Origin of the sequence: Drancourtella massiliensis, from assembly GCF_016900655.1 — a bacterium.
Classification (GTDB): domain Bacteria; phylum Bacillota; class Clostridia; order Lachnospirales; family Lachnospiraceae; genus Sellimonas; species Sellimonas catena.
Genome location: NZ_JACJKH010000014.1, coordinates 1 through 24,891, shown reverse-complemented (window position 1 = coordinate 24,891; position 24,891 = coordinate 1). Strand labels below are relative to the sequence as shown.

The 24,891-nt window shown below is 47.7% G+C and carries 22 protein-coding genes; 6 read left to right on the top strand and 16 right to left on the bottom strand.

The window, feature by feature from the left end; all coding sequences use genetic code 11:
• The first annotated feature begins 62 nt into the window (after positions 1-62).
• From H6A32_RS08920 to H6A32_RS08905, 4 genes are all read left to right on the top strand, one after another.
• Positions 63-737: a response regulator transcription factor gene (locus H6A32_RS08920; protein WP_087253769.1), complete on the top strand. Its 675-nt coding sequence runs from the start codon at positions 63-65 to the stop codon at positions 735-737.
• Positions 734-2,092: a sensor histidine kinase gene (locus H6A32_RS08915; RefSeq protein ID WP_204864169.1), complete on the top strand. Its 1,359-nt coding sequence runs from the start codon at positions 734-736 to the stop codon at positions 2,090-2,092. Before H6A32_RS08920 ends, H6A32_RS08915 begins: the two co-directional genes overlap by 4 nt.
• 109 nt (positions 2,093-2,201) lie before the next feature.
• On the top strand, positions 2,202-2,846 hold the full coding sequence (locus H6A32_RS08910; protein WP_204864168.1) for a PepSY domain-containing protein: 645 nt from the start codon (positions 2,202-2,204) through the stop codon (positions 2,844-2,846).
• Between the two features lie 308 nt (positions 2,847-3,154).
• A complete protein-coding gene (locus H6A32_RS08905) occupies positions 3,155-3,958 on the top strand; it encodes a helix-turn-helix transcriptional regulator (RefSeq protein ID WP_204864167.1) in 804 nt (267 codons plus the stop codon).
• Positions 3,959-3,970: 12 nt separating this feature from the next.
• On the opposite strand, the gene H6A32_RS08900 is transcribed toward H6A32_RS08905, so the two are convergent.
• The 15 genes from H6A32_RS08900 to H6A32_RS08830 all read right to left on the bottom strand — a co-directional run bounded on the left by H6A32_RS08900 (position 3,971) and on the right by H6A32_RS08830 (position 21,481).
• Positions 3,971-5,335 (bottom strand): MATE family efflux transporter, encoded by a 1,365-nt coding sequence (locus H6A32_RS08900; protein ID WP_087167064.1) that lies wholly within the window; start codon positions 5,333-5,335, stop codon positions 3,971-3,973.
• A 77-nt stretch (positions 5,336-5,412) separates the two neighbouring features.
• Positions 5,413-6,378 carry an aldose 1-epimerase family protein gene (locus H6A32_RS08895; protein WP_204864166.1) on the bottom strand — a complete coding sequence of 322 codons (966 nt, stop codon included), beginning with the start codon at positions 6,376-6,378 and terminating at the stop codon, positions 5,413-5,415.
• Between the two features lie 26 nt (positions 6,379-6,404).
• The gene (locus H6A32_RS08890) at positions 6,405-8,366 is read right to left on the bottom strand and encodes a beta-L-arabinofuranosidase domain-containing protein (protein ID WP_204864165.1); all 1,962 of its coding nucleotides are present in this window, start codon (positions 8,364-8,366) and stop codon (positions 6,405-6,407) included.
• 167 nt (positions 8,367-8,533) lie between these two features.
• A complete protein-coding gene (locus H6A32_RS08885; protein ID WP_204864164.1) occupies positions 8,534-10,954 on the bottom strand; it encodes an ABC transporter permease in 2,421 nt (806 codons plus the stop codon).
• A complete protein-coding gene (locus H6A32_RS08880) occupies positions 10,951-11,625 on the bottom strand; it encodes an ABC transporter ATP-binding protein (protein WP_204864207.1) in 675 nt (224 codons plus the stop codon). The genes H6A32_RS08885 and H6A32_RS08880 overlap by 4 nt, the downstream gene beginning before the upstream one ends.
• A gap of 118 nt (positions 11,626-11,743) precedes the next feature.
• Entirely contained in the window at positions 11,744-12,979 is a 1,236-nt protein-coding gene (locus tag H6A32_RS08875; protein ID WP_204864163.1) for a sensor histidine kinase, read from the bottom strand.
• Complete coding sequence (locus tag H6A32_RS08870; RefSeq protein WP_204864162.1) at positions 12,976-13,680, bottom strand: response regulator transcription factor; 705 nt, start codon at positions 13,678-13,680, stop codon at positions 12,976-12,978. Before H6A32_RS08870 ends, H6A32_RS08875 begins: the two co-directional genes overlap by 4 nt.
• Positions 13,681-13,704: 24 nt before the next feature.
• Positions 13,705-14,469, bottom strand: a complete 765-nt coding sequence (locus tag H6A32_RS08865) for a class I SAM-dependent methyltransferase (protein WP_243424887.1) — start codon at positions 14,467-14,469, stop codon at positions 13,705-13,707.
• A gap of 98 nt (positions 14,470-14,567) precedes the next feature.
• Positions 14,568-15,452 carry an HAD family hydrolase gene (locus H6A32_RS08860; protein WP_204864161.1) on the bottom strand — a complete coding sequence of 295 codons (885 nt, stop codon included), beginning with the start codon at positions 15,450-15,452 and terminating at the stop codon, positions 14,568-14,570.
• A gap of 177 nt (positions 15,453-15,629) precedes the next feature.
• Positions 15,630-16,463, bottom strand: a complete 834-nt coding sequence (locus H6A32_RS08855) for a MurR/RpiR family transcriptional regulator (RefSeq protein WP_087253617.1) — start codon at positions 16,461-16,463, stop codon at positions 15,630-15,632.
• Positions 16,451-17,221, bottom strand: coding sequence for an inositol monophosphatase family protein (locus H6A32_RS08850; protein WP_087253613.1), 771 nt, complete (start codon positions 17,219-17,221; stop codon positions 16,451-16,453). Before H6A32_RS08850 ends, H6A32_RS08855 begins: the two co-directional genes overlap by 13 nt.
• Positions 17,222-17,265: 44 nt before the next feature.
• On the bottom strand, positions 17,266-18,060 hold the full coding sequence (locus H6A32_RS08845) for a PHP-associated domain-containing protein (RefSeq protein WP_118636107.1): 795 nt from the start codon (positions 18,058-18,060) through the stop codon (positions 17,266-17,268).
• Positions 18,061-18,069: 9 nt separating this feature from the next.
• Complete coding sequence (locus tag H6A32_RS08840; protein WP_087253608.1) at positions 18,070-18,906, bottom strand: energy-coupling factor transporter transmembrane component T family protein; 837 nt, start codon at positions 18,904-18,906, stop codon at positions 18,070-18,072.
• Between the two features lies 1 nt (position 18,907).
• Entirely contained in the window at positions 18,908-20,602 is a 1,695-nt protein-coding gene (locus H6A32_RS08835) for an ABC transporter ATP-binding protein (protein ID WP_087167053.1), read from the bottom strand.
• Positions 20,603-20,629: 27 nt separating this feature from the next.
• Positions 20,630-21,481 (bottom strand): cell division protein FtsQ, encoded by an 852-nt coding sequence (locus tag H6A32_RS08830; RefSeq protein ID WP_087167052.1) that lies wholly within the window; start codon positions 21,479-21,481, stop codon positions 20,630-20,632.
• 320 nt (positions 21,482-21,801) lie between these two features.
• Here H6A32_RS08830 and H6A32_RS08825 point away from each other — a divergent pair, with 320 nt between their 5' ends.
• Together H6A32_RS08825 and H6A32_RS08820 are read left to right on the top strand one after the other, a co-directional pair.
• Entirely contained in the window at positions 21,802-22,863 is a 1,062-nt protein-coding gene (locus H6A32_RS08825) for an NAD(P)-dependent alcohol dehydrogenase (RefSeq protein WP_204864159.1), read from the top strand.
• A 20-nt stretch (positions 22,864-22,883) separates the two neighbouring features.
• On the top strand, positions 22,884-23,792 hold the full coding sequence (locus H6A32_RS08820; protein ID WP_204864158.1) for a GTP-binding protein: 909 nt from the start codon (positions 22,884-22,886) through the stop codon (positions 23,790-23,792).
• Between the two features lie 479 nt (positions 23,793-24,271).
• On the opposite strand, the gene H6A32_RS08815 is transcribed toward H6A32_RS08820, so the two are convergent.
• Positions 24,272-24,553: a DUF2399 domain-containing protein gene (locus H6A32_RS08815; protein WP_346342264.1), complete on the bottom strand. Its 282-nt coding sequence runs from the start codon at positions 24,551-24,553 to the stop codon at positions 24,272-24,274.
• Positions 24,554-24,891 lie beyond the last annotated feature (338 nt).

The following is a 24,891-nucleotide window of genomic DNA, read 5'->3' as shown; positions in this document are numbered from 1 at the left end:
TTTTTGTTTCTTTCTTTTCGGATCTGATTTATACTGGAAAGTATCAAAGGAGGGTGATGCATGTGCGTATATTAATTGCAGAAGACGAAAAGGATCTGAATCAGATTCTTACTTCACGTCTGAAGGCCGAACACTACAGCGTGGATTCCTGTAAAAACGGCCGGGAAGTGCTGGAATATATGGCCGGCGCCGAATATGATGCCCTGGTCCTGGATATTATGATGCCGGTACTCGACGGCTTAAGTGTCTTAAAGAAAATCCGTCAGCGAGGCTGTACCGTTCCGGTTCTTCTTCTGACTGCAAAAGACAGCATCGAAGACCGCGTGGCAGGTCTTGACGCCGGAGCGAACGATTATCTTGTCAAACCATTTGCCTTTGAGGAGCTGCTTGCACGAATCCGGGTACTGCTACGCAAACCTGCCGAGACTCCATCCAGCTGTCTTCAGACTGCAGATCTGAAGATCCTTCTGGATACCCATCAGGTATTCCGCGGGGATACGGAAATCCGTCTCTCCGGGAAAGAGTTCTCCCTGCTCCGCTACATGATGCAGAATGAAGGAATCGTGCTGTCCCGCGACAAGCTGGAACAGCATATCTGGAATTATGACTATACCGGCGGTTCCAATGTTATCGATGTCTATATCCGCTATCTCCGCCGCAAAATCGATGACGGGTACGAGCCGAAACTGATTCATACAGTACGGGGCGCCGGATACGTCCTGAAGGTGGTATCATGAAACGATTATCTTTAAAATTAAAAGTAACATTACTGTATTCCTTTTTCATGACACTTCTGACCTGCGCGGCTCTTGCGATTTTGTTCTCCCTGAGCAATCAGGAGATTCTTGCTTCTACGCAGAATACACTGAAAAAGCAGGTGCAGGAAAGCATGGAGGATGTCGAATGGGAAGACGGTTCTTTTGATCTGGATTCGGATTTCTATGATCTGGACGGCGGTGTGTATTTGTCCCTTTATACGGAGACCGGAGAGCTTCTGTATGGACGGATTCCCTACGGATTTGATCTGAAGCCGGATTTTTCCGACGGACAGCTCCAGACACTTTCCGATTCCGGCCGTCAGTGGTACGTGTTTGACCTTGCCCACCGGATTTCCGGCTATGGACTCGTCTATATCCGCGGAATTTCCTCTGTCACAGAGGCGGAATCCAGTTTCCGGATCACGCTCCGTTTCGCCATGATTGTGCTTCCGCTTCTGGTTGTGTTGACTGCAGTGATCGGATATCTCTTTACGCGAAGGACGCTCCGCCCTGTCCGCAGGATCACGGATACGGTACAGGAAATTCAGACAAACCAGGATCTTTCCCGACGCGTCGAGCTTGGAAATGGAACCGATGAAATTTATCAGCTTGCCGATACATTTGACCAGCTGCTTGACCGGATTGAACATGCCTTCCGGAGGGAACAGCAGTTTACTTCTGATGTTTCCCATGAGCTTCGTACTCCGATTACCGTGATTCTGGCCCAGTGTGACGCGGCACTTGCCGACGAAACCCTGAACGGTGAACACCGTCAGCAGATTGAACTGATCGAAAAAAAGGCGCGGAATATGGCTCAGATTATTTCCCAGCTTCTGCTGCTCTCAAGGGCAGATCAGGGAAGACAGCAGCTTCAGATGGAATCACTCAATCTCAGCGAACTCACCGAGATGGTCTGCGAAGAACAGTCAATTCTGGCTGAAGAAAAACAGATTACAATCAGCACACAGATTGAGCCGGAACTGTATGCTTCCGCAGACGAAACCTTTTATATCCGGATGCTTGTCAATCTGATTTCCAATGCTATTTATTATGGAAGAGAAGGCGGACACATTTTCGTCTCCTGTTTCCGGCAGAACGGATTTATCGCCGGCTCCGTAGAAGATGACGGCATCGGCATTTCCAAAGAAGATCTGCCCCACATCTGGGAACGGTTTTACCGGGCAGACACCTCCCGGAGCGCATCCGGTCATTCCGGACTTGGACTTTCCATGGTGAAATGGATTGTCGAGGCACATGGCGGTACGATCACCGCCGAAAGTACCCTTGGCAAAGGTACTGCCCTTACCTTCCTGCTTCCGGAAGAAAAAAATTAAATTTCTCATTTTCTTTAATGTTCCTTTAATCTTTGGGTACTATACTTTCATTAACAACAAAAGAAACACCCCGAAAAACCAGAGGGACATTATAGAAAGGAGATTTATTATGAAAAAAAGAATGATTGTTACAGCAGCAGTTACCCTTACACTTCTCGGTCTGGCGGCCGGATGCGGAGGAGGAAATGATATCGGAGAAGCAAAGGCAAAAGAGATCGCTCTGGAAAATGCAGGCGTAGCTGAATCTGATATTTCCAGATTCCAGTCTTCTAAGGAACGGGACGACGGAAGAACCACTTATGAAATCAAGTTCAGTTCCGGTGATACCGAATATGATTATGAAATCAACGCAGAAAACGGCGACATCCTGAGTTACGATACGGAAACTACAGGAAACGGACGCAGTCAGATTCAAAGCGGCACAGACACTGCCGGCAATACAGACACGGCTCAGTCACAGGATGACACCCAGAACAGCACCCAGGATAACACCCAGAATAATACTCAGAACAATACCCAGAGCAATACCGGAACTACCCAGACTCCGAATGTTCAGATCAGTGAAGCGGACGCAAAAGCCGCAGCTTTGGAACGGGTTCCGGGCGCAACCGAGCAGGATCTGCGCATGGAGCTGGAACATGATGATGGAAAATATATCTACGAAGGAGATATCATCTACCAGCAGACCGAGTATGAATTCGAAATTGATGCAAATACAGGAAACTTCCTGAAATGGAGCGAAGAGAGAGCATAACAGCTCCCTGTAAGAAAAACTGAAACATGATGAAAGGCGGCTGCCGTAACCGGTCTGATTCCTGACCGGATCACGGCAACCGCCTTTTTCTTTTGTCTTTCATTGTCCTTCCCGCCATCTGTTAGAAAAGATCTCTTGTGTAGATCTGCTCCATGCATGTCTCGAAAGACTCTCTTAAAAATGCACTCCATTTTCTAAGCATTTCCGGCACCTCCTTTTAATTTTGATTGCATTGTAGCTTAATTTTCGCTATAATTCTTGTCAAATATATGGAGAAACCGGCCAGATTTTGCAGGAGGGATATGTATATGCACTTTTTTTATGAACTGAAAGAATCCAGTATGGAAATTGAGAAAAAGACTTCTGTCCATGTTCCTCCCCACCTTCACCGGTCACTGGAATGCATTTTTGTTACCAGTGGTACGCTGGAACTTGGCATCGGTACAGAGCTTTTCCATATGAATACCGGCGATTTCGGAATTGTATTTCCTGAGCAGATCCACCACTATCAGGTCTTTGACAGCGCGTTCTGTCAGGCAGTTTATCTGCTTGCCGCCCCTTCGCTTTCGGGTCCATTCTCAGATCATCTTCAAAACTTTGTTCCTGAATATCCTGTCCTGTCTGCGGCAGACGTCCATCCGGACATTACGTATGCCCTGCAGTCTCTTCTGAATCTTGGAACCCCTGCCTGGACTTCAGTGCTTTGTCAGTCCTACACCCAGATCATCCTTTCCCGGACACTTTCGCTTTTCTCTCTACAGCCCAAAAAGGATTTGACAGGGCAGGACATTGTATTTGATGCCGTCTCCTACATGGCAGGACATTTTACAGAAGAGCTCTCTTTGTCCCGGATGGCCAAAGATCTTGGTTACAGCCAGTTTGCGCTTTCCCGTGTCTTTTCCTCCGTTTTTCATACAAACTTTAACCAGTATTTAAATGACCTTCGTCTGAACTGTGCACTTGGGCTGTTGAAGAACACCTCGCTTCCGGTTACTGAACTTGCCATGAATGCCGGTTTCACCAGTCTGCGCACATTCAACCGTGCCTTTAAGGAGCGCTTTCACATGTCGCCAAGAGAATACCGGAAGCAGCAGGCAGCTCCCGGTTCCTGATTTTCTTCTTTTTCAGGAGACAATTGCTTCATGCTTCCATTTTCCGCTTTTAAAGCGGAGCAGAAAACAGACAGAGCGGGCAACCCAGTCGATAATCATGGCAACCCAGACGCCAAATACACCCATTCCAAAATACTGTCCCAGAATATAGCTGAAAATAATCCGGAAAATCCACATGGAAACCACAGAAATAACCATACACATCCTTGCATCTCCTGCTGCCCGGAATACAGCCGGTGTTGTAAATGCCAGCGGCCAGATCAGTACACTGCATATTGCATAGAATCCGACAATCTGTGTCGTTGTGGATGCCGTAAGCTTCGACAAATGATACGCTTTTAAAATCCACGGCAGTACAAACAGAATAATCGTATTGGTTACAATCATGCTCAAATATGTAATGATCATAAGTTTCTTTGTGTAGTATTTAACCTGCTCATAATCTCCGGCACCCACACATCTGGCAATAACCGTCGTCACTCCCAGTGCGATGGCCATTCCCGGAAGAACCTGAAAAGAAGCAATAGTATTGGAAACCGCATTGGCCGCAATTGCATATGTACCAAATGTAGAAACAAGGCTCAATACAATGATCTTTCCAAGCTGAAACATACTGTTTTCCAGTCCATTCGGAATTCCGACCTTCAAAATGTTCCTGATCATCTGCCAGTCCGGACGGTAATGTAGATTTCTCTCCATGGATATTGTCTGACCCGGACGAAGCAGCAGAGAAATGATCAGTATCGCCGCCACCATTCTGGATATGAGCGTTGGAACAGCCACCCCTTCAGTTCCCCTGTGCAGTCCATAAATCAAACATGCGTTACCTGTCACATTGATAATATTCATAATAACAGACACCCGCATGGAAACTTCCGAATTCCCCATTGTACGGAAAATAGCCGCACCGCCGTTATATAATGCAATGAACGGAACAGATGCCGCCACAATCATCAGATAAATGTCTGCATGCCGCATGACATCCTCTTCGATCTTTCCAAACACTCCATGAAGAATCCAGCTTTTGCACAGATAAATCAGTACGGTAATCACAACTGCACAGATCGTAATAAACCAGATAAGCTGTGTAGCAGCCTGTCTGGCTTTTTCTTTATCTTTTCGTCCAAGATACTGCCCTGCAACCACGGCACCTCCGGTTGCAAGAGCAGAAAACACGTTGATCAGAAGCACCATGATATTATCCACCAGCGACACCCCGGAAACCGCCGCTTCTCCTACATTCGCTACCATAATGCTGTCCGCCATCCCGACCAGTACGGATAAAAGCTGCTCAATTACCAGCGGAATCAGCAAAGCCGTCAGATCCCGGCTGCTGAATAAATATCCGGATCTGTCCACCTTCTCTTTTCCTCTCATTTGTATATCCCCCTTTTCACGTAATGTCTATTATAAAACTTCTGTCTGGAGGATACAATCCTTTCTGCCCGGTTTCTCTATTTCTCGAACAAACGCACTTTCACATGATAGATAAGGGTCTCTCCCGGTTCCACAAATTTCAGGCGGCCGTCCCTCCTCATGACATCTCTGCCGTCCGGATAACAGTTGCCACATTCCAGGCCAAGCACATAATCCCGGACGCCCATCATTTTCCACTCGGTAAAGCAGTCCAGTTTCTTCGGATCAAACCGGATTTCCAGGCCGATTCCAAGTTTCGGCTGGCAGATGGACGCACGACCCTCTTTTTTACATTCATGGTAATAACAGCGTTCCTCATAGCCTGCCTGCGGTTTCTCCATATGCATCCAGTTTTCCAGGTCTTCTGCCGCATGGGCATTGCGCGGGCGCACCTGTTCCGAGGATACTTCCACAATACTGTCTTCATCCAGGAGTGGATAGCCCATATTCATATGGTACAAAAGCTCAATCGGCTCCGTCCGGTCTCCTTCATTGACAATCCTGTCACAGATCGTAAACGAAGCTTCCGTAAGGCTGACCCGGATCTCTCTTATCAGCTTCAGTTTCCTGCCAAAAATCACCTCGTCCCGCATCTGCGCATGAACAACGATCTCGCCGTCTTCCTCCTCCCACCGGTAATATTCCGCAGGGACATTGGCGATCGAACCGTGCATCGGCACCTGTTCCCCGCCGTCTTCACACGGCACGCCTGCCGATTCCAGACCGCATGTGGTCAAAAATCCTGCTGTAAAGGATTTGAGAAAATGATTCTCTCTCCTGTCATAATATGCCGGTCCCACATACCCGCACGGGGAAAAGTACCCCATATTGATTCCGCGGAACCGAAGTCTGGAAATATCCGCCGCACGGTCCAGCGACACCGTCAGATGCACCCCTGTCCCGCTGCTGATTTCCAGCAGACGCATTCCATCTCCTTTTCCGCCTACAAGGCGGTGTTCTTCCACACTCCAGATCTGCGAATCATGTCCAATATACGGATTCATACCCATTCCTCCTCTTTCTTTATCTGTCAATCTGCTTTCATCCAGACCTGCATTTCTCCTTCACCCCGGTTGTTCCACAAATAATACGGGACAGCCCGGACTTTGACTTTTTCCTTCACCGGACGATACGGCATGTAAAGGTCCTGCCCCTCCGGCAGTTTGATCCGGACAGCATCTGCATCCAGCTCCACATATCCATTCCACTCCGGACGGGCCGTCTCCCGGATTCCCGCTTCCGTATTCAGCACCAGTTCATCCAGACGCGGCCCGTTGTCCGCTTCCTCCAGGCAGTACACCAGTGGTCCTCTTGTCATGGCCGCCCTGCCAAGATCATAATGGATCTTCGGATTTGCCCCGACAAACTGTGCTTTCATCTCAAAATCTGCCTGAATCGTGGTCTCCTGTTTCCAACTCCTGCAAAACACAGCATATCCCTTTTCAACCTGATCCGGCACCACCGCTTCTCCATTGATCGTAAAGCGCCAGTTTTCTGCCCAGCCGGGAATCCGAAGCGCAAATTCAATATCTCTTTCTCCATCACCCTGAATCGTAAAGCTGATCTTGCCATCGTTCGGATACTCTGTTTTCTGGATGACCGAAAGCGTCTGTCCCCCTGTATTCAGATGCGCAGTCCCTGCAATATACAGCTGGACATTGACCCGGCTTTCCCCGACCGTATAAATATATTTCCAAAGACTTCCGATCAGCCTTGCGAGATTCGGCGGACAACAGGCACATGCGAACCATTTCCTGCGGAGAGTCCCGACATGATGCCGCTCCGGATTTGCCTTGCTTACCTCCGGAACCGCTTCCAGCGGATTCACATAGAAAAACCGGTTCCCTTCATAGTTCATTCCGCCAAGCACAGTATTATACAGAGCCTGCTCCATTACATCCCCGTATACCGAATCCGTTTCGCACTGCAGCATTCTATGAGCAAAAAAAATCAGTCCGATGGACGCGCAGGTCTCGGAATAATTCGTATCATTCGGCAGATCGTAGTCTTGCGTAAACGCTTCTCCGGACGAAGTCGCACCGATTCCGCCGGTCAGATACATCTGCTTTGTAGTCACATCATCCCACAGCCTTCTGCAGACCCGGTAAAGTTCCTGGTCCTTCGTCTTTGCCGCAAGATCAGCCATCGCCGTGTACATATACATGGCTCGCACCGCATGGCCAACCGCCGTCTCCTGCTGCCGGACCGGTGCATGAAACTGATTGTAATAGCTATAAGGATAGTGATTGTACCTCTCATTGGGTTCCGGAATTTTTGCCCCGTTCCAGAAAGTGGTCCTTCCGCGCTTTTCAAACTCCTCCTCAAAAAAGCGGTTCGTCCCTCTGGTCTCCAGAAAATATGAAGCAAGCCGCAGATACTGCTCTTCTCCCGAAACCTCGTACAGCTTCAGCAATGCAAGTTCAATCTCCTGATGCCCCGGGTAACCGTGCATCTTTCCCTCTTCCTGTCCAAAGATTTGCGTCAGATAGTCCGCAAGACGACAGGCCGCCCGGTAGATCTTTTCTTTTCCCGTTGCCTGATAATAAGCAATCGCTCCCTCGATCATATGCCCCGCACAATAAAGCTCATGGCACTCCAGCAGATCACTCCACTTTTTGTCCGGCTCCCGAATCGTAAAATAGGTATCCAGATACCCGTCCGGCTCCTGCGCTTTTACAATCAGATCAATCAGAGAATCCGCCTGCTCCTCCAGATGAGGATCACGCTCCAGCATTAAAATATTTCCGACAGCCTCCAGCCACTTATACACATCACTGTCCTGAAACACCTGCCCGTAAAACGCCCCCTCCATCTCACCTGCCGCAATCCGGAAATTGTCGATCGCATGACTGGGCTCGGCATCCTCTCTCCGATCATTCAAAATATCCCACTGATACGGAATTACACCATTCCGTATCACCCCGATATACCGGTTCCAGAATCCACTCTCAATCCTGCAGGCCCCCTGCCCCGGAATCTCATTTCTCTCCACTGTCCATCACTCCTCACCTTCCTTGATACATATCCTATATTACAGGTTGCTCCTATAAACATACTATATCTTCCACACACCACTTCCGTCAACATAAAAACTTGGGGACGTGTACCGATGCACAGGAACCCGTCCCCAATGGTGTTATTTCCTACCATCTCAGTAGGTTATTCTTGATAGCGAATCCGTTCGACGATGGATTCTTTTTTGATGTTTCGGCTCAGGATGAAGGAGAGTGAGATCTGTAGTGCCGTGAGGATGATAATCATGGCAGCGATCTCGATGACCGGGATGTGGTACACATCCAGACCGAAGTATCCATGTTCTCTTCCGTAGCAGAAAAGTGCGTATCCTGCCGGCATGCCGACGAGGAGGGATACGAGGATACTTCCGGCGGTGAAGAGGACTCCTTCGTTTCTGAGCATGCTGTTCATCTGGCTGTTTGTCATGCCGAGTGCCTGCATGACGCCGAGTTCTCGTTTTCGTGTGATGATGCTGATGATTATGGTATTTGCCATATTCATGAATGCGATCAGTCCGACGAGGAGGAGGAAGCCGTAGGCAAGTGTCTCGAACATGCCGAGGCTACTTTCGGATGTCTCCAGTGCGCCCTGATAGGTGCTGAATTCGTAATGCTGTTTATCCGTGAGCAGGTCTTCCAGCTGGTTTTGTACGTCTGTGCAGTCCTGCGGGCGGCAGTCTACCCAGATGGTACCGATGCTTTTTCCGGAAAGTCCCAGCTGATCATAGGCTTCATCTGTGATAATCCAGTCGTAATTGCTGCTACCGAAGGCTCCTGTCATTGTTCCCTGGAACCTGGCTTCGCCGCCTGCGTCTCCCATAGTCATGGTGACGGTATCGCCGAGATCATAACCGCTCTCTTCGATGAAATAAGACCAGCCGTAAAGGATGTCTCCGTTTTTCGCTGCGGTTTCGTAGTCAACTTCTCCTTTTAATGACCCCTGGTATTCTTCGTCATCGAACTGTTCTTTGTTCAGAACGCCGATGGACTGAAGATTGCCGTTCTGATCATAAGCGTACATCATGTAGCGGATCTTGATATCTGTAACGGCATCGATTTTCCTGATCTGTTCCACCAGTTCCTCATCCAGAGGGTTGGCTTTTAAGATGGCGTCCAGATTGTTTTCCGGATAGGCCGTATCAGCCTTGCTGTAGGTAAGGTCGATCTGGAACTGTCCGTACGGTACCTGTTTTCTTGCGTCATATCTGGTGCTGACATTTCCGGTAAAGTTGGCTGCCACTACAAAGAGGACACAGGAAAGTCCCATGGAAATAATTGTGGTGATGGTCCGCTTCCGGTTCATGGACATATTAGCCTGGGTCAACTGGCGCACGCCCATCTGTTTTCTGCCCCTGCGAAGTCCTTTGTTTTTCTTCTGACTGCCCTGGAAACGGATTGCCTCCACCGGCGAAATCCTGGAAATCACTTTCATCGGACGTTTCAATGCCGCCCATACCGCAATGGCTGATGCTGCCGCACAGAGGAGAAGTAATGGAATCGATACCATATTAACCTGTACCACATCCTGGTTTCCTAAGGTTGTGCTCTGAGAGAGCCAGCTGTTCATAAAGCCAATGGAAACGGTGGTTCCGACAATCAGTCCTGCCGGAATACTGATTATGGTAAGCAGCATTCCTTCCCGGAATACCAGTTTTTTCATCTGTTTTTTCGTTGCGCCAAGCGCCTTGATTTTTCCGTATTCCTGAATCTTCTGAATCAGTCCTACCTGAAAAATGTTGTAAATGACCATGACTGCAAAGAATACTACAATCAGTGCCACAACGATGCAGCCGACAATCATTTCCATACCCGGATCCAGAACCCACATAGAATAATACATATTGTCAAAGGCATATTCCGGATTGATCCCACATTCCTCCGCCAGGTCTTTGATGGTCATCTCCAGAGTGGAGGAATTTACATCCACGGAATCGGACAGGCTGAAATAAATCGTATATGCCCGTTCTTCCGGTGCATAGAGGGATTCATAGCAGGCTTTGGAGACGTAGGCCGTATAAGACTGATTTTCCTGCTCTTTCACCGTCTGGCTCATGATGCCGCTTACAAGAAACTCTTTTTCCTGATAGGTCTCGTGAGTATTTCTCCGGAACCGGATGTTCACCTTGTCTCCCACTTTCACATCCGGATAGCCGATCCGCTCAAACATGGCCTTCTGCCCCGCAATTTCATTTTCCTGTTCCGGGAAGGCCCCTTCCTGAAGCTGCCTGTCAAGATTAGCCAGATCCCTGGTCTCATTATCCATCCAGACCATGGAAATGCTTCTCGCGTTTTCAATAGTTCCAATAGTTGCCGCTCTTCCGATCCGGTCAAATTCGCTCCGCTTTTCCATCTCGCCGATCTGATCTTCGGTTACTCCGGCGTAGGAGCCGTAATAGGAACCATAAAATTCTTCTGCGTTTGCACTCTGAAATTTGATCTGGCCGTACCCGAACGTGGCGATTGCTGAAAGCAGTACCGTGGTAAGGAAGATGGAAAGCATAATAAGAATGCTTCTTGTCTTATTCTTTTTATTGTTACTCAGTGCAAGTTTTGTGATCATTTTCATCTTAACTCTTCCACCTTTCCGTCCTCAATCACGAGAATCCGGTCCGCGATCTGGGCAATGTCTTCGTCGTGTGTAATCATAACCAGTGTCTGTCCGTATTTTTCCACGGACATTTTCAGAAGTGCTATGACCTCGTCACTTGTCCGGGAATCCAGATTTCCCGTCGGCTCATCGGCAAAAAGGATATCCGGGCGGGAAGCAAGCGCCCTTGCGATGGCAACTCTTTGCTGCTGACCTCCGGAAAGTGTATTTGGAAGATTGTGAAGCTTCTTTTCCAGTCCCAGCGTCTTTACAATATCCATGACAAATGCTTCATCCGCTTTGCGTCCGTCCAGTCCGATCGGGAGCACAATATTTTCCCACACATTAATGGAGGAAACCAGGTTAAACGACTGGAAAATAAAACCTATTTTTCTTCTCCGAAAGACTGCAAGAGCGTCTTCTTTGTACGAGAAAATGTCTTTCCCACGGATAAGTACTTTCCCGCTTGTCGGGGTGTCAAGCCCGCCCAGCATATGAAGCAGCGTGCTTTTTCCGGAACCGGATTTTCCGACAATCGCGACAAATTCTCCTTTCTGGATGTCAATGTTGGCATTCTGCACCGCTCTTACTTCGTTTTCGCCGCTTCCATAATATTTACATAAATTTTCTGTTCTTAAAATTTTATCCATATCATCTGATTCCTTTCTGCTGTCATTTTCCTGTTCTGTCATCTATCTTACCGCGCCTGTCTTTCATTTCCCTTGCAGAAACAGAAAAAAAGCCTTACAGTTTTGTAAGACTTCTCTTCTACCGATATGGAATCTGCACTACAAACACGGATCCTTTCTCTTTTTTCATCTTCTTTCCATCCAGAGAAATGGTGCCGTGATGGCCTTCAATGATCTTCCGGGCAAGGTAAAGCCCCACACCGGAACCTTCCTCCTTTTGAACTTCCTTTTCATCCCCCCGGTAAAATCTCTGAAAGACTTTGTGATAGTTTTCTCTGGCAATTCCGATTCCCTGATCCTGGATCTCTATTCTTAAAAAGGATGCCATTCTGGCTGCGTGGATCGTCACGGTTGTCCCCGGCGGACTGTATTTTACCGCGTTATCCAGCAGATTAATCAGCGCCTCACACAGCCATTTGGAGTCGAGCGGAAGAATAAGATCTTCCAGCTTGTCTTCCGCCTCCATCTCGATTTCAATCTCCTTTTTCTGAGCCTTTACCCATACACGGTTGACCGCTTCCAGAATCACATCAAAGATTCTGCCCTCTGTAAGCTTCAACTCAATCATTCCGGTCTCCATCCGGGAAATATTTACAAGCGCTTCCACCAGCTGTCCCAGGCTTTGCATCTGTTCTTCCAGTCTGCCCTCAAACTCCCGGCGTTCGTCCTTTGTCAGGTCCTCATTTTTCAGCACTTCAAAGCAGGAATTGAGCGCCGCCACCGGTGTCTTCAGCTGATGGGAAATATCGGTGACCAGCGTCTTCGTCTCCTGCTTCTCCTGCTGTGCCTGTGCTTCCATCATTTCCACGTAGTTTCCGAGAGAATCCAGCTCATCCAGAATCCGGTCTTCACTTTCTTCCTCTTCATACCAGTCCATAAGATCCTGCCGGTAATCACCCTCCCGGATTCTCGCAATCCCGTCTGCCGCCTTTTTGCTCTGTTCTTCCATTTCCTTTTTATGTCTGTGTTTTTCATAGAAAACAACAGCCGCATAGCCAAGATAAAGAGCCACTGCACCGCCTGCCGTCCATCCGCAGTTTCTCAGAAAACGTTGCCCTTCCAGACTGTCCCTGACATGCTCATATCCGTAGTCTCCGAGAATATCCTGCACTTCTTCTGTATTCAGATCCCCGTCCTCTTTCAGAATCTGAAACACCTCTTCCGCTGGATTTTCCGCCAAAAGCAGTCTTGCCCTGGAAGCCAGATTTTCCTGATATGTCTCATACTGCCAGAACAAAATCATTGCTGTCACGGCGGCCGTCACAAGAAATCCGAGAACCAGTTCTGTAATACACCGCCTTGTCTCTTTTTTCATGACCTGTTCCCCTGCCTTTTCTGGCAGTCCTGGTCCCAGATGTATCCCAGCCCCCGGACATTCCGGATATACTGAGGATGTGAAATATCCGGCTCAATCTTTTCACGAAGCCTTCTGATATTGACTGCCACTGTATTTTCATCTACGAATTCACCATCCACATCAAAGAGCTGATCCAGAATCTGTCCCTTTGACAGGATCTGTCTTGGATGTTCCAGAAAAAGTTTCAGCATCTTCCACTCATTTTTTGTAAACGAGACTTCCCCGTCCCCCTTTTTTGCGCACATCCTGGACATGGAAAAGACGAGTTCCCCGGATTCGATTTCATCTGCCGGCGCTTTCTGATGCCGTTTAAAAAAGGCGTTCACTTTCAGGACAAGCACCGACAGGCTGAGCGGTTTTGTGACGTAATCATCCGCCCCTGCCTCGTATCCCATCACCTGATCCATCTCCGTATCCATCGCGGTCAGGCAGATCACATGCGTCATGCTGTCTTTTCTGATCCGCCGGATCAGATCCAGACTGTTGCCATCCGGCAGATTCACATCACAGATCATCAGACCCGGCTCGTCTTTCAAGAACATCTCCCAGGCCTCTTTGATCGTTCTGGCACTATCCACCTCATACCCTTCTTTTTTTAATGTGAACTCAATCCCACGATTGACACTTTCCTCATCTTCCAGCAATAAAATTTCTGCCATGCCTTTCACTCCTGTCTATTGCTTTTACGTCTCTTTCTCTGCACGCACTGCCAAAAATGTCGGGATTCCATGCTCATGAAGATTCCCTTCTCCATTCGTGTCTTCATAAAGATGGGTAAGACAAAATCCAGCCTTTAGAAGCCCGCCGATCTGCTCCTCCACCGTATGAGAAAACTGAATCCCGTCACCGCTTTTCATCGCTTCCTCATACAGGTTCCTGTCTTTCAACGGATTGTACGGAAGTCCATGAACCAGACGTGTCTCGGTCTCATCAAAGATATAATTGATTCCGTTATCCACGCCGGCAAGAAGAATCCCGCCCTTTTTCAACACACGGTAACATTCTTTCCATACCGGCAGGACTTCTTCCACATAGCAGTTGGAAACCGGATGGAAAATCAGGTCAAAGGTCTCATCCGCAAACGGAAAGGTCTTAGTCATATCCGCTTTGACAATCTCAATGTCGTACCCTTCCCTTTTTACCACCATCTCTTCACTTGCAAGCTGCCGGTCCGAATAGTCCAGCACGGTACAGATCCCGCCAAGCGCCGCAAAAATCGGCATCTGCTGCCCTCCTCCGGAAGCAAGCCCCAGAATCTTCTTACCTTTCAACTCCGGAAACCAGGATTTTGGAACCGGCTTTGTCGGTGTCAGCACCATCTCCCATTCTCCGTTTACGGCCTTTTCATATACCTTGTGGGAAATCGGTATGCCCCAGATCCAGCCTTCCTCTACCCACTGGTCGATTGTTTTTGCGTTTTCTTTTGTGTAATCCTTCTCATGCATCATCAAATTTCCCTCCCTATGCTATCTATGATACCACAGCCAGAGTATGGAAGAAAACAAAAAACTGACAGGTCTTCCCGTCAGTTTCTGTTCTTTTCTATTTACTTTTTTATCTCATCCAGCCGGTTTTCCAATGCAAGGCGCATTGCAAAGGCCGCACCGTCCTCATCATTGGTTTTTGTAATGTAACCTGCCGCTTCCAGTATCTTTTCATGGGCATTTCCCATCGCTACTGCCGCGCCGAATCCGGCCTGAAACATGGACAGATCATTCAGACTGTCTCCAAGTACCATCACTTCTTCTTTCCGGTACCCCAGCTTTTCCATATATCTTGAGATCGCATGCCCTTTTTGTGCCTTCTTATCCGTCAGCTCCAGATTGTTAAAAAAGGAAGATGCAACCGCGATTCCCGGAATCTTTTCCATCTCTTTCCAGATCTCCTGAATGATTTCCCCGGTCTTTGCGTTGATAAACACTTTATAAATCGGAATCTTCATCTCCCAGAGCTCCTCCAGGCTCCCGATTCGGCACATACGCCTCAGCAGCTGCTGAAACTGATCCGATTCAAGGATTTCTTCATCCGTATTTCCCGGGAAAAACAACCTGGATTCTTCCAAAAGCCTCTGCTCCAGATCTTCTTCCTCTGTCAGGACAATATCCTTTCCCGTCGTGCAGAAACGGATATACGCCGGAAACTTCTCCACACAGGAAACGATCTGTTCAAAGCACTTCGTATCCATAGGTATCGTCTGAAGAAGCTCTCCATCCCGGTTTCGGATCTCCGCGCCACTTCCCGTCACCCAGTCACAGTCCAGCGGAAAATTTTTTAATGTATCGGATGCCGATGGATAATCCCGTCCTGTTGCGATCATAAAACGGATTCCACCCTGTTGAACATCCTGTATTGTCTGATAAGTCTGCTCTGAAATCGTATGTCCGGAATTTAAAAGCGTTCCGTCCATATCCGCTGCTATTACTTTTATCATCTCTTTTCTCCTTGTCCCTGCATGCTCGTCTCCTTTATCTTATCACAGGAGAAAAAACCATACAATCTACATTCTGTCTATGATTTTCTTTCTTATTTCCGGTTCTGTAGGCAGATTTTCCAGATCAGTGTGAAACGGGGACGTGTTCCGATGCATCGGAACACGTCCCCAATGGTGTTAATCCCTATCTTTCCGATAGAGTTTCTTGAGATTTTGTACTTTGCCGAGGCGTTCGGCGGACTGGGATGCCATGCGTTCGGAGAGGGCTAGTACCATGGCGTCGATCATGGCAACGGCGGTGGTCATGGAGTGGTATTCTTCTTTTTCTCCCCGGTATACGTAAATGTTGATGTCTGCCCGCTGGTCGCTTGGTGCGTAGAGTCTGCTTGTGAAGGCAAGTGTCTGGTAGCCTGCGGTCTGTGCGTAGTCCAGGATGATCCTTCCTTCTGTGGATACTTTGGAGTAACTGAAGATGATAACGAGGTCGCCTTCGCCTGCGTGTGCGATTCCTTCGATCACTTCGGAACCGCCGGATGGCACCATGGTCACATCAAATCCAAGTCTGCGAAGCCGGAAAAACAGCAGTTGTCCGGCAGATGCAGATGCGTTTTTGGCGTGGATATAGATTCGTCTGGCTTTCTGGATTGCAGTGAGTGCTTTATCCATTTCACCGATATCAATCTGATTCTGAGTCCGTTCAAGGCATTCCTGCTGGTAGGTAAACCATTTGCGGATGTCAAATCCCTGAATTTTCATCAGGGTGCCTGCGATTTTTCTGGCCGGTCCTTTTCCTACTTTGCGGGCAGCCACATGGTTTTTCATTTCTTTAAAATCGGTATAGCCGATATGTCTTGCAAATCTGGAGATGGTCGCTTCGGACATGTCCAGCCGTTTTGCAAGCTGTCCGATACTCATAAAAAGGAATTCATCCGTATAGTTCTCGATAAAGTCCATAATTTTTAAATCTGATTTTGTATACTTGCTGTCCTCATCCGGCATCAGCCATTCCATCTTTCTTCCTCCGTAATCTTAAGTAGTTTCTGAAATTCTTCCCGGATTTTTGGTGTGCATGCCATGGTATCCGGTCCCTCTATGACTGTCGTTCCACCTGCTTCTGTGACCAGAAGGCTTCCGGCCGCGTAGTCCCAGATTTTCAGGTTCTCTTCATAAAATCCATCCAGACGCCCGCATGCCACATAGGAAAGTTCCAGTGCCGCGCTCCCGATTCTTCGTATATCCTGGCACTGATCATAGATGCGCCTCATTCTGGCAAAATTTTCGTCCGCGTGTTCCCGGCATCCTGGTGAGGTGCCTATGGCAGTCAGGCAGTCGCCAAGCTGTTCTTTTTTGCTTACCTGAATCGGCTTTCCATTCAAAAATGCGCCTTTCCCGAGTTCCGCAGTAAAGCATTCTTCATGAAATGGATCATAGACGACTCCAAACAGAATTTTTCCTCCTTTGGCATAAGCAAGAGAAATGGTGCTGTGCTGAAAATCATGGATCAGGTTCGTTGTCCCGTCCACCGGATCCAGAATCCAGATGCTCCCCTTCCGGTCGATTCCCTCATTCTCTTTCTCTTCTCCAAGAAGCTGAGCTGTTGGATCCAGTTCTTTTAACTCCGCAAAAATCTGCCGTTGTACCCGGATGTCCACTTCTGTTACATAGTCGGTCCGTCCTTTTTCCCGGATGGTGTCTGCCCCGTCTCTTCCGGTGAGCTCCGCCCCGTTTTTCTTTACAATCTCAACAGCTTTTTCAAATATCATTTCCATTTCCCTGTCTCTCCTAACCGCTCGATGTGCTCTGTCCGAAAACATTACGCCTGCTTTTCCACCAGCACGTTCACATAATTTCCGCCAAGGGCATCGATTTCTTTCAGTGCTTTCTTCAAAATTCCTGCTGTCCGGACCTTGAAAGAAGCATTGTCAGATATGAGAATCTCATACGCTCCTTTTTTCATCTCTGCATAAAGATCGCTTACTGTAATGATTTCTTTTTCAAATTTTGTCCGAATGCATCCGTACTGAACTGCCTGATGGGTGTCGCTTCCGCTTACCACCGGGATCCCTAGCTTGTTCCCGAGCCGGTATGTCTTTTCCTCGGTACCTTTCCGGTCCTGCGCAACATCCTTCCCGTTAAGATCCAGAAAATGGAAACGGCCAAGCTGTTCCATCGGAAGTTCCGGAATATGTCCTCCCTCCCGGAACGGATGCCCTGCTCCTACTATTATAGGATATTTCTCAAACAAATTCATCAGTTTTTCGAATGTGAGAAAGGATCCTTTCTCCTTATTCGGTTCCAGTCTCCGGTTCAGTTCCAGAATATTCTCCGGCGTCCCGATTGATAAAATATGACCACCTTCTGCAATATCTGTCTCCATTCCGGCAAAAATCCGGAGCCCGCCTTCCGTAACGAGCGTATCCCCGTCCCTCCGGCATGTTTTCATCAGATAGCCGTAAAGTTCATCAAACTGTAAGGTGTTAAAATGTTCAGTCAGGCAAAGTGCATTCAGTCCTGCGTCCTTTGCCTCTCCAAACAGCCAGTCAGTGTATACCGTAGAAAACGGCAGTTTTTTTGCCAGTTTTCCGTGGGTGTGAAAATCAAGATACATGTGCGCCTCCTATATCATTACCATAACCAGTACAACGACCGCGATCCACAAAAACGAAACCGCTGCGAACAGCATGTCATTGTACGTCACCTTTAAGGAAGATAATTTCATCTTCTTTATTTCTTTGTTCACCGCCGCATAGCGGTACCCTTTGATCTCCAGGGCTTCCACTGTAGTTCTGGACCGTTTTGCCGTATTAAGCATAAGCGGATAAAAGGAATGGATAATGACCTTCACCTGGTAAATCAGATAACGGATCTTTCCCATCACGCCTTTGCTGTCCGGTGCGTTTCCCCTCAACCGGTAAGAAAGTAGCACATTCTGAAACTCCTCCATCAGCATCGGCAGCATCCGGTATGCATAAGAAATGGAAAAGGACAGCTTTTCCGGGCATCCATACCACATCAGCCCATTCGACAGACGGTCCGGATCCAGACCGGAAAATACGGTAATCGAGGCCAGTGAGACTGTTGCCACCTTTAATGTCAGTACAAGCAGCGGCACAATTGTCTCCGTATTGCCTCCAAAAAGAAGCGAGACAACAAACAGATATCCTGTCTGCGAAAACACTCCGAGACCGAATAAAACCAGCACCAGTCCTGCCACGCGTGCCATGATCGTGGTCACTGCCACCAGGAGAAAGCATCCAAGCAGAAATACCAGATCATTCATAAACCATGGTACAACAGCAAAAAACAGATACCAGACGAGCAGCACTCTCGGATCCGTCTTTGCAATCAATGTATCATCATTTCCATACGCATTTTTCAGAACCTGATTCCGCAGAAAATCCATGGAAAACTTATCCAGAATGTTCTCGGACATCTTTTTCATCATTCCACTCATCTTAGTTTCCTCCAAATCCCTGTACAAATTCATCCACTGTGTAACAGAATGCGTCCGACTGAATCTCCTGTCCAAGGGTAAAAATCTCCGGTGGTCGGATTCCGGATTTTTTTACGACTTCCATATCCCCGAAAATCTCATCTCTCGTTCCGTCCGCAATGACTTCTCCCTGACACAGAACAATGATCCGTTCCGCCCACTCGCATACAAGCTGCATATCGTGCGTCGCTATCATCACTGTCTCTGTGATTTCTTTTATATCATTCAGTGTGCGCATAATCTCTTTTCTCGTCGCAATATCCAGATTGGCCGTCGGCTCATCCAGAAGCAGAATCTCAGGATTGAGGGCAATTCCGATGGCAAGTGATGCCCTTCTCATCTGTCCGCCGGATAAAAGCCGTCCGTCCCGGTCCTTGAATTCCGTGAGCCGGAACCGCTCGAGAAGTGCTTTCGTCCTCTCTTCCCAGTCCGATTCATTCCGGACTTTCATGGCGAACGCCACATCTGACTCAATGGAGTCTTTGATAAACATATCTTCCGGATTCTGGTACACCAAAGATACATACCTGGAAAGCTGTTCCGGCTTCGTATCCTTGATGGATTTCCCCTTTAAGAGGACCTCACCTTTTGCCGGCTTTATAAGACCGGTCATCATTTTCATCATTGTAGACTTTCCGGCACCGTTGGAACCAATCAGGGCGATCTTCTCCCCTCTGTGAATTTCCAGATTCAGTCCGCCAAACACTTGAGCTGCCTTGCCTTTCACTGCCCGGTAGGAGACAGAAACGTCCCGAAACTGCACCATCGTCTCAGTTTCGGATATAACAGCACCTTCACGATCACCTCTTCTTTGGCATACAAGACCTCCCAGAAGCCGGATTCCATCTTCCATGCTGGACGGCAGCATGTCCGGCTTTGGAATGACCTGTTTTTTGACCATCTCGTAGGCTGCCAGTGTCACCTGAGGCGGAAAAATGTTGCAGGACTGGAGTTCTTCTACCCGGCATAACGCTTCTTTTGTCGGCTTCTTCCATTCCATATGCCCATCTTTCATCAGAATCACATGTTTACAGTACTCCGCAATATACTCGGTATGATGTTCAATCACAATAATTGTTTTTCCATACTTCTCATTCAGATTTTTTAAGATCTGATAAATCAGATCCGCATGATGAGGATCCAGCTGTGCAATCGGTTCGTCCAGAATCAGTACTTCCGGTTCCAGAGATACTACGCCCGCCAGTGCAAGCAGATGGGTCTGCCCTCCGGAAAGCTGCCAGATATACTCATTTTCTCTACCTTCCAGCCCGCACTGCGCCAGTGCTTTCATTCCCCGCTCTTTATAATCCGGCATGGCATAATTCATGCAGGCATAGGAAGCATCGTCCAGCACAGTCGGCCGGACGATCTGATTTTCGAAATCCTGATAGACATATCCCACTTTTCTTGCCAGAGTTCCGATGTCTGAATCCTGAACCTTTACCCCGTCTGCCTCCACACTTCCGGAATACGTTCCGGTGATAAAGTGTGGAATCAGCCCGTTCATTGTCTTGCATAATGTCGATTTCCCGCAGCCATTGTTACCGACAATCGCTGCAAAATCTCCCTTTTCAATTTCCAGGTTTACATCATTTAATGTATTTTTCTCCGCTCCCGGATAAGCAAATGTCAAGTGTTTGATTTCAATACTGTTCATATCTGTCTTTTCTGCTTCCTTTTATACTTATGCATTTTCCAGTTTGTTATCTGTCGCTTCCGCCTTTTTCTTCATCACAAGAAGCATCACAACCGCAAGTGCCGCTGCCACAACCATGCCTGCCGCCACTGCGGTACCGCTCTCTGCCCAGCTTGCTTCCCAGTCAATGATCGAAGTGCCGCTCTCTGCCAGCATTTCCGCTCCGATCGCCGCCGCAAATGCCACCAGCGCGCCGATCACTACTTTTGCATTGATTGCTCCCAGAGCTGTTTCCTCTGTCCTCGGCTGCATGCCAAGAAGCGGCTCGATTTTCCCATAAAGTCTTGGCACAAGGAATATCGTCGGAAGCAGGCAGAACAGGATTCCTGAAAACAGGATATCATTTAAGCATGCAAAACCTTCTGTCGCAAATACACTTTCCGGGAGTCCCGGTACCGCCTCAAAATCCGTTACCGCAAACTGAACCTTTAATATATCCACAATCGTTCCCAAAAGCTGCTGTAAAATCACACCCGTCATCGATGCAATTCCTACCATTGTCCGGTTTTTCGGATTTCTCACAAGTCTTCCCGCAATATAGACACCGATTGTGACTGTAATAAACTTTTCCAGCTCTCCAAGCCCGCCAAACTGTCCCAGCATGATCTCACTGAATACCAGTTCTCCGGTAGCCGCTCCGAGTGCAGCTGACATCGGATCAAACAGAATCGCAAGAACCAGCGGAATAAACAGAAAATATTCTACGGAAAATTCCACAATTCCCACCTGAAATTTCGGAATCAATTCTGTAAATAACGTAGCCAGACCGTAAAGTGACATCGTAAGAACAAAAATCATAAGTTTCTGCGACTGTGTCGCTGTCTGTTGTTTCGTAACCATTCTCTTTTCCTCCTGAAAACTTTCACGCTTTTTACATTAGAAATCATAACAATCCGAAGTAAAGTTTTCTTTCATTCTTTAGTTAAATGTAAGTAAATTTTCTTTCACTTTATTTATGAAAGTTTATTTTCTCTTGTCTTAGAAAACGATATCGAAGAACACTTTCTTCTTATTTCCCTTTTTCGTCAGAACTTGTCATATTTTTCACGTTATTAATAGAACTTTTACAATTTGAAAAGAAATTTTTTCACTTTTTCCGTCCCATCCACGATATGATAGATCTAACTTATCAATTTTCAACTAAAAGGAGGTAGTGTAAAATGAAAGGCTATGCAATGCTGAAAATCGGTGAATCCGGCTGGATTGAGAAAGACCGCCCTGAATGCGGGCCGCTTGATGCGATCTGTAAACCACTTGCTGTCGCAATCTGCACATCTGATGTTCATACGCTGTGGGAAGGTGCCATCGGAGAACGCCACAACATGATTCTTGGCCACGAATGCTGTGCTGAAGTTGTAGAAGTCGGCTCTCTTGTCAAAGATTTCAAACCAGGTGACCGTGTTCTGGTTCCGGCCATCACTCCGGACTGGAACTCTCTCGAAGCACAGGCAGGATATTCCATGCACTCCGGCGGAATGCTGGCAGGATGGAAATTCTCCAACTTCAAAGACGGCGTCTTCTCTGAATTCTTCCATGTCAATGACGCAGATGGAAACCTTGCGCTTCTGCCGTCCAATATCGATCCGGTAGACGCATGTATGCTCTCCGACATGGTTCCGACCGGATTCCACGGTGTCGAACTTGCCGACGTTCAGTTCGGTGACACGGTTCTCGTTATCGGAATCGGCCCGGTAGGACTGATGTCCGTTGCCGGCGCCAATATGCGCGGTGCATCCCGCATTATTGCAGTCGGCACAAGACCTGTCTGCGTAGAGGCGGCCAGAGGATACGGCGCTGTTGATTTTATCAGTTACAAAGACGGAAGCATCGAAGACCAGGTTCTCGCCATGACAGGCGGAAAAGGCGTGGACAAGGTCATTGTCGCAGGAGGCGGCTGTGAAACGTTTGAATCCGCTGTCAAAGCATTAAAACCAGGCGGAAAGATCGGTAATGTCAACTATCTTGGAAGCGGCACCTATGTCAATATCCCGCGCGCTGAATGGGGTGTCGGCATGGGACACAAACAGATCAACGGCGGTCTCATGCCAGGCGGACGTCTCCGCATGGAAAAACTCGGTGCACTTGTTTCCGCAGGCAAACTGGATGTACACCCGCTCGTATCCCATGTATTTGACGGATGGGAACATCTGGAAGAGGCACTCTTCCTTATGAGAGACAAGCCAAAGGATCTGATCAAACCAGTCGTTAAAATCGAAGACTAACCAGAAAATCGGAGGATATTATGAAGATACTTGTCGTTTCCGGCTTTCTCGGCGCCGGAAAAACTACGTTTATTAAAGAAATGGCCCAGAAGACAAAGCGAGATTTTGTCGTCATGGAAAATGAATACGGAGAGGTGGGTATCGACAAGACACTTTTAGATAAGGAGAAGGATATCAACATCTGGGAACTGACAGAAGGCTGTATCTGCTGTTCCATGAAATCGGACTTTGCCTCCTCCATCCTGACCATCGCCAACACCCTCGATCCGGAATATCTCATTGTAGAGCCGACCGGTGTGGGCGTACTGTCCAATGTCATTCATAATATCCAGCAGATCGAGTATGAACGGATTTCCCTTTTAAGTCCCGTTACCATTGTGGATGCCAACTGCTTTGACCACTATATGCGGGACTACCGGGATATCTTTGAAGATCAGTTAAAGGCAGCCGGGACCATCGTCATTTCCAAACGCAACTTTGATACACCGGAAGAGATGGATGACCTGGTTTCCAAAATCAGGGATGTCAATCCTGACGCCCGAATCCAGGCAGAGCATTACAGCCATATGGAGCTGTCCTGGTGGGAGACCTTGTTACATACGGACCTGAGCGGGAACTCTATCACACCCGAACAGATGGACACTCCAAACCTGCTCTCCCTCGGCCTTACAGATATTTCACTCCCCGGTCCCAATCATCTGATCTGGTTTCTGGAACAGCTGATCCACGGTACTTACGGGACGATCTGCCGGGCCAAGAGATTCATTGATGCCGGCGGCTGTCTCTTCCGCTTTGATGTGGTGGACGACCGTTACACCATCACCGGATTTGACGAAACCGAACAGCCAAAGAGTATTTTCATCGGCCCGAAAATCAAACGCCGGGAACTGCGCAAACTACTGATCAAAGAATTGCGAGAATCTTCTTAATTTCATGTGAGGCCTTCCGGATCAGCATTGCAAAGTCCGGAGGGCCTTTCTGCCCTTTCTGTGACTTCATCACGGAACTCTCCATTTAAATCTGAGATAATAATGCCAGAAAAAGCAAAGGAGGATTCCACCATGAAATTTCATCTTGACGAACGGTTAATTGAGCATATGAAAAAATCCAATCATAAAAATATCCTGATTACCCCAATGATGTGCCACACATGAGGCGGCTCCCGTCTGGATATATCGGCAAGGTTTGTCGATTCGGAAGAAACAGCCGTCCTAAAACGTGAGCATTTCTTAAGTTTCCCTCACGAATTCGGGGAGATTCTGATCCGCAGGATCCCGCAGCGCGTGGAAGAAACCGTAACCCTTGGGCTCTCCCGGTTTTTCCGGCAGATCACCGTACAGGGCATTTACTCCGCATGACAATAAGACGCCGGAACAGAGCAAAACTCTGCACCGGCGCCTTATTGCCTTTAATCTGTGTACAAACCAATCAGTTTTTCCTGATAGCCTGCCTTTTTTTCTTCTCTCATTCGTTCCACTGCCGGAAGCAGCCGTGGTTCCGTAATTTTCTCCAACATTTTTATTCTCCTTTCGGAGATCGTTTCTTTCGACATCGCCTTCTCATAATCCTGACGTGTCATATGCCAGAAAATAAAATCTCCCCGGTAATACTGTTTCAGTTTTTGTGCAATTAAAAGCCCCTCCGGGTCAAAGTCTCCGGCATAGTAAACCCTGACTCCGCTCCATGCAATGTGATCTTACAAGACTTTGCATGGAGGTAATGCAATGCATAATCTCATTGTTGCTCCCTCTTTCTACTCTTTCAATCTGTTATTTTCCCATCCATTTACGAATCAGTTCCATCTTCCCAGTGCCTGGCCTCTCTGTTATGCTTTGTGGTTTCATAACTTCCCCCATTCGTAAATTATATTCTCATTATACAGTCCTTCTTCTTTTTTTACAAATACCGAATCAAAAAAAGGGATTATCGGTTAATACCGATTTTTAACCCCTGCCATGAAAAGAAGAGGCAGTCCCAGAGAATTCGGACTTTTTCAAAGTCTGAATTCTCTATGGAACTGCCTCTTTC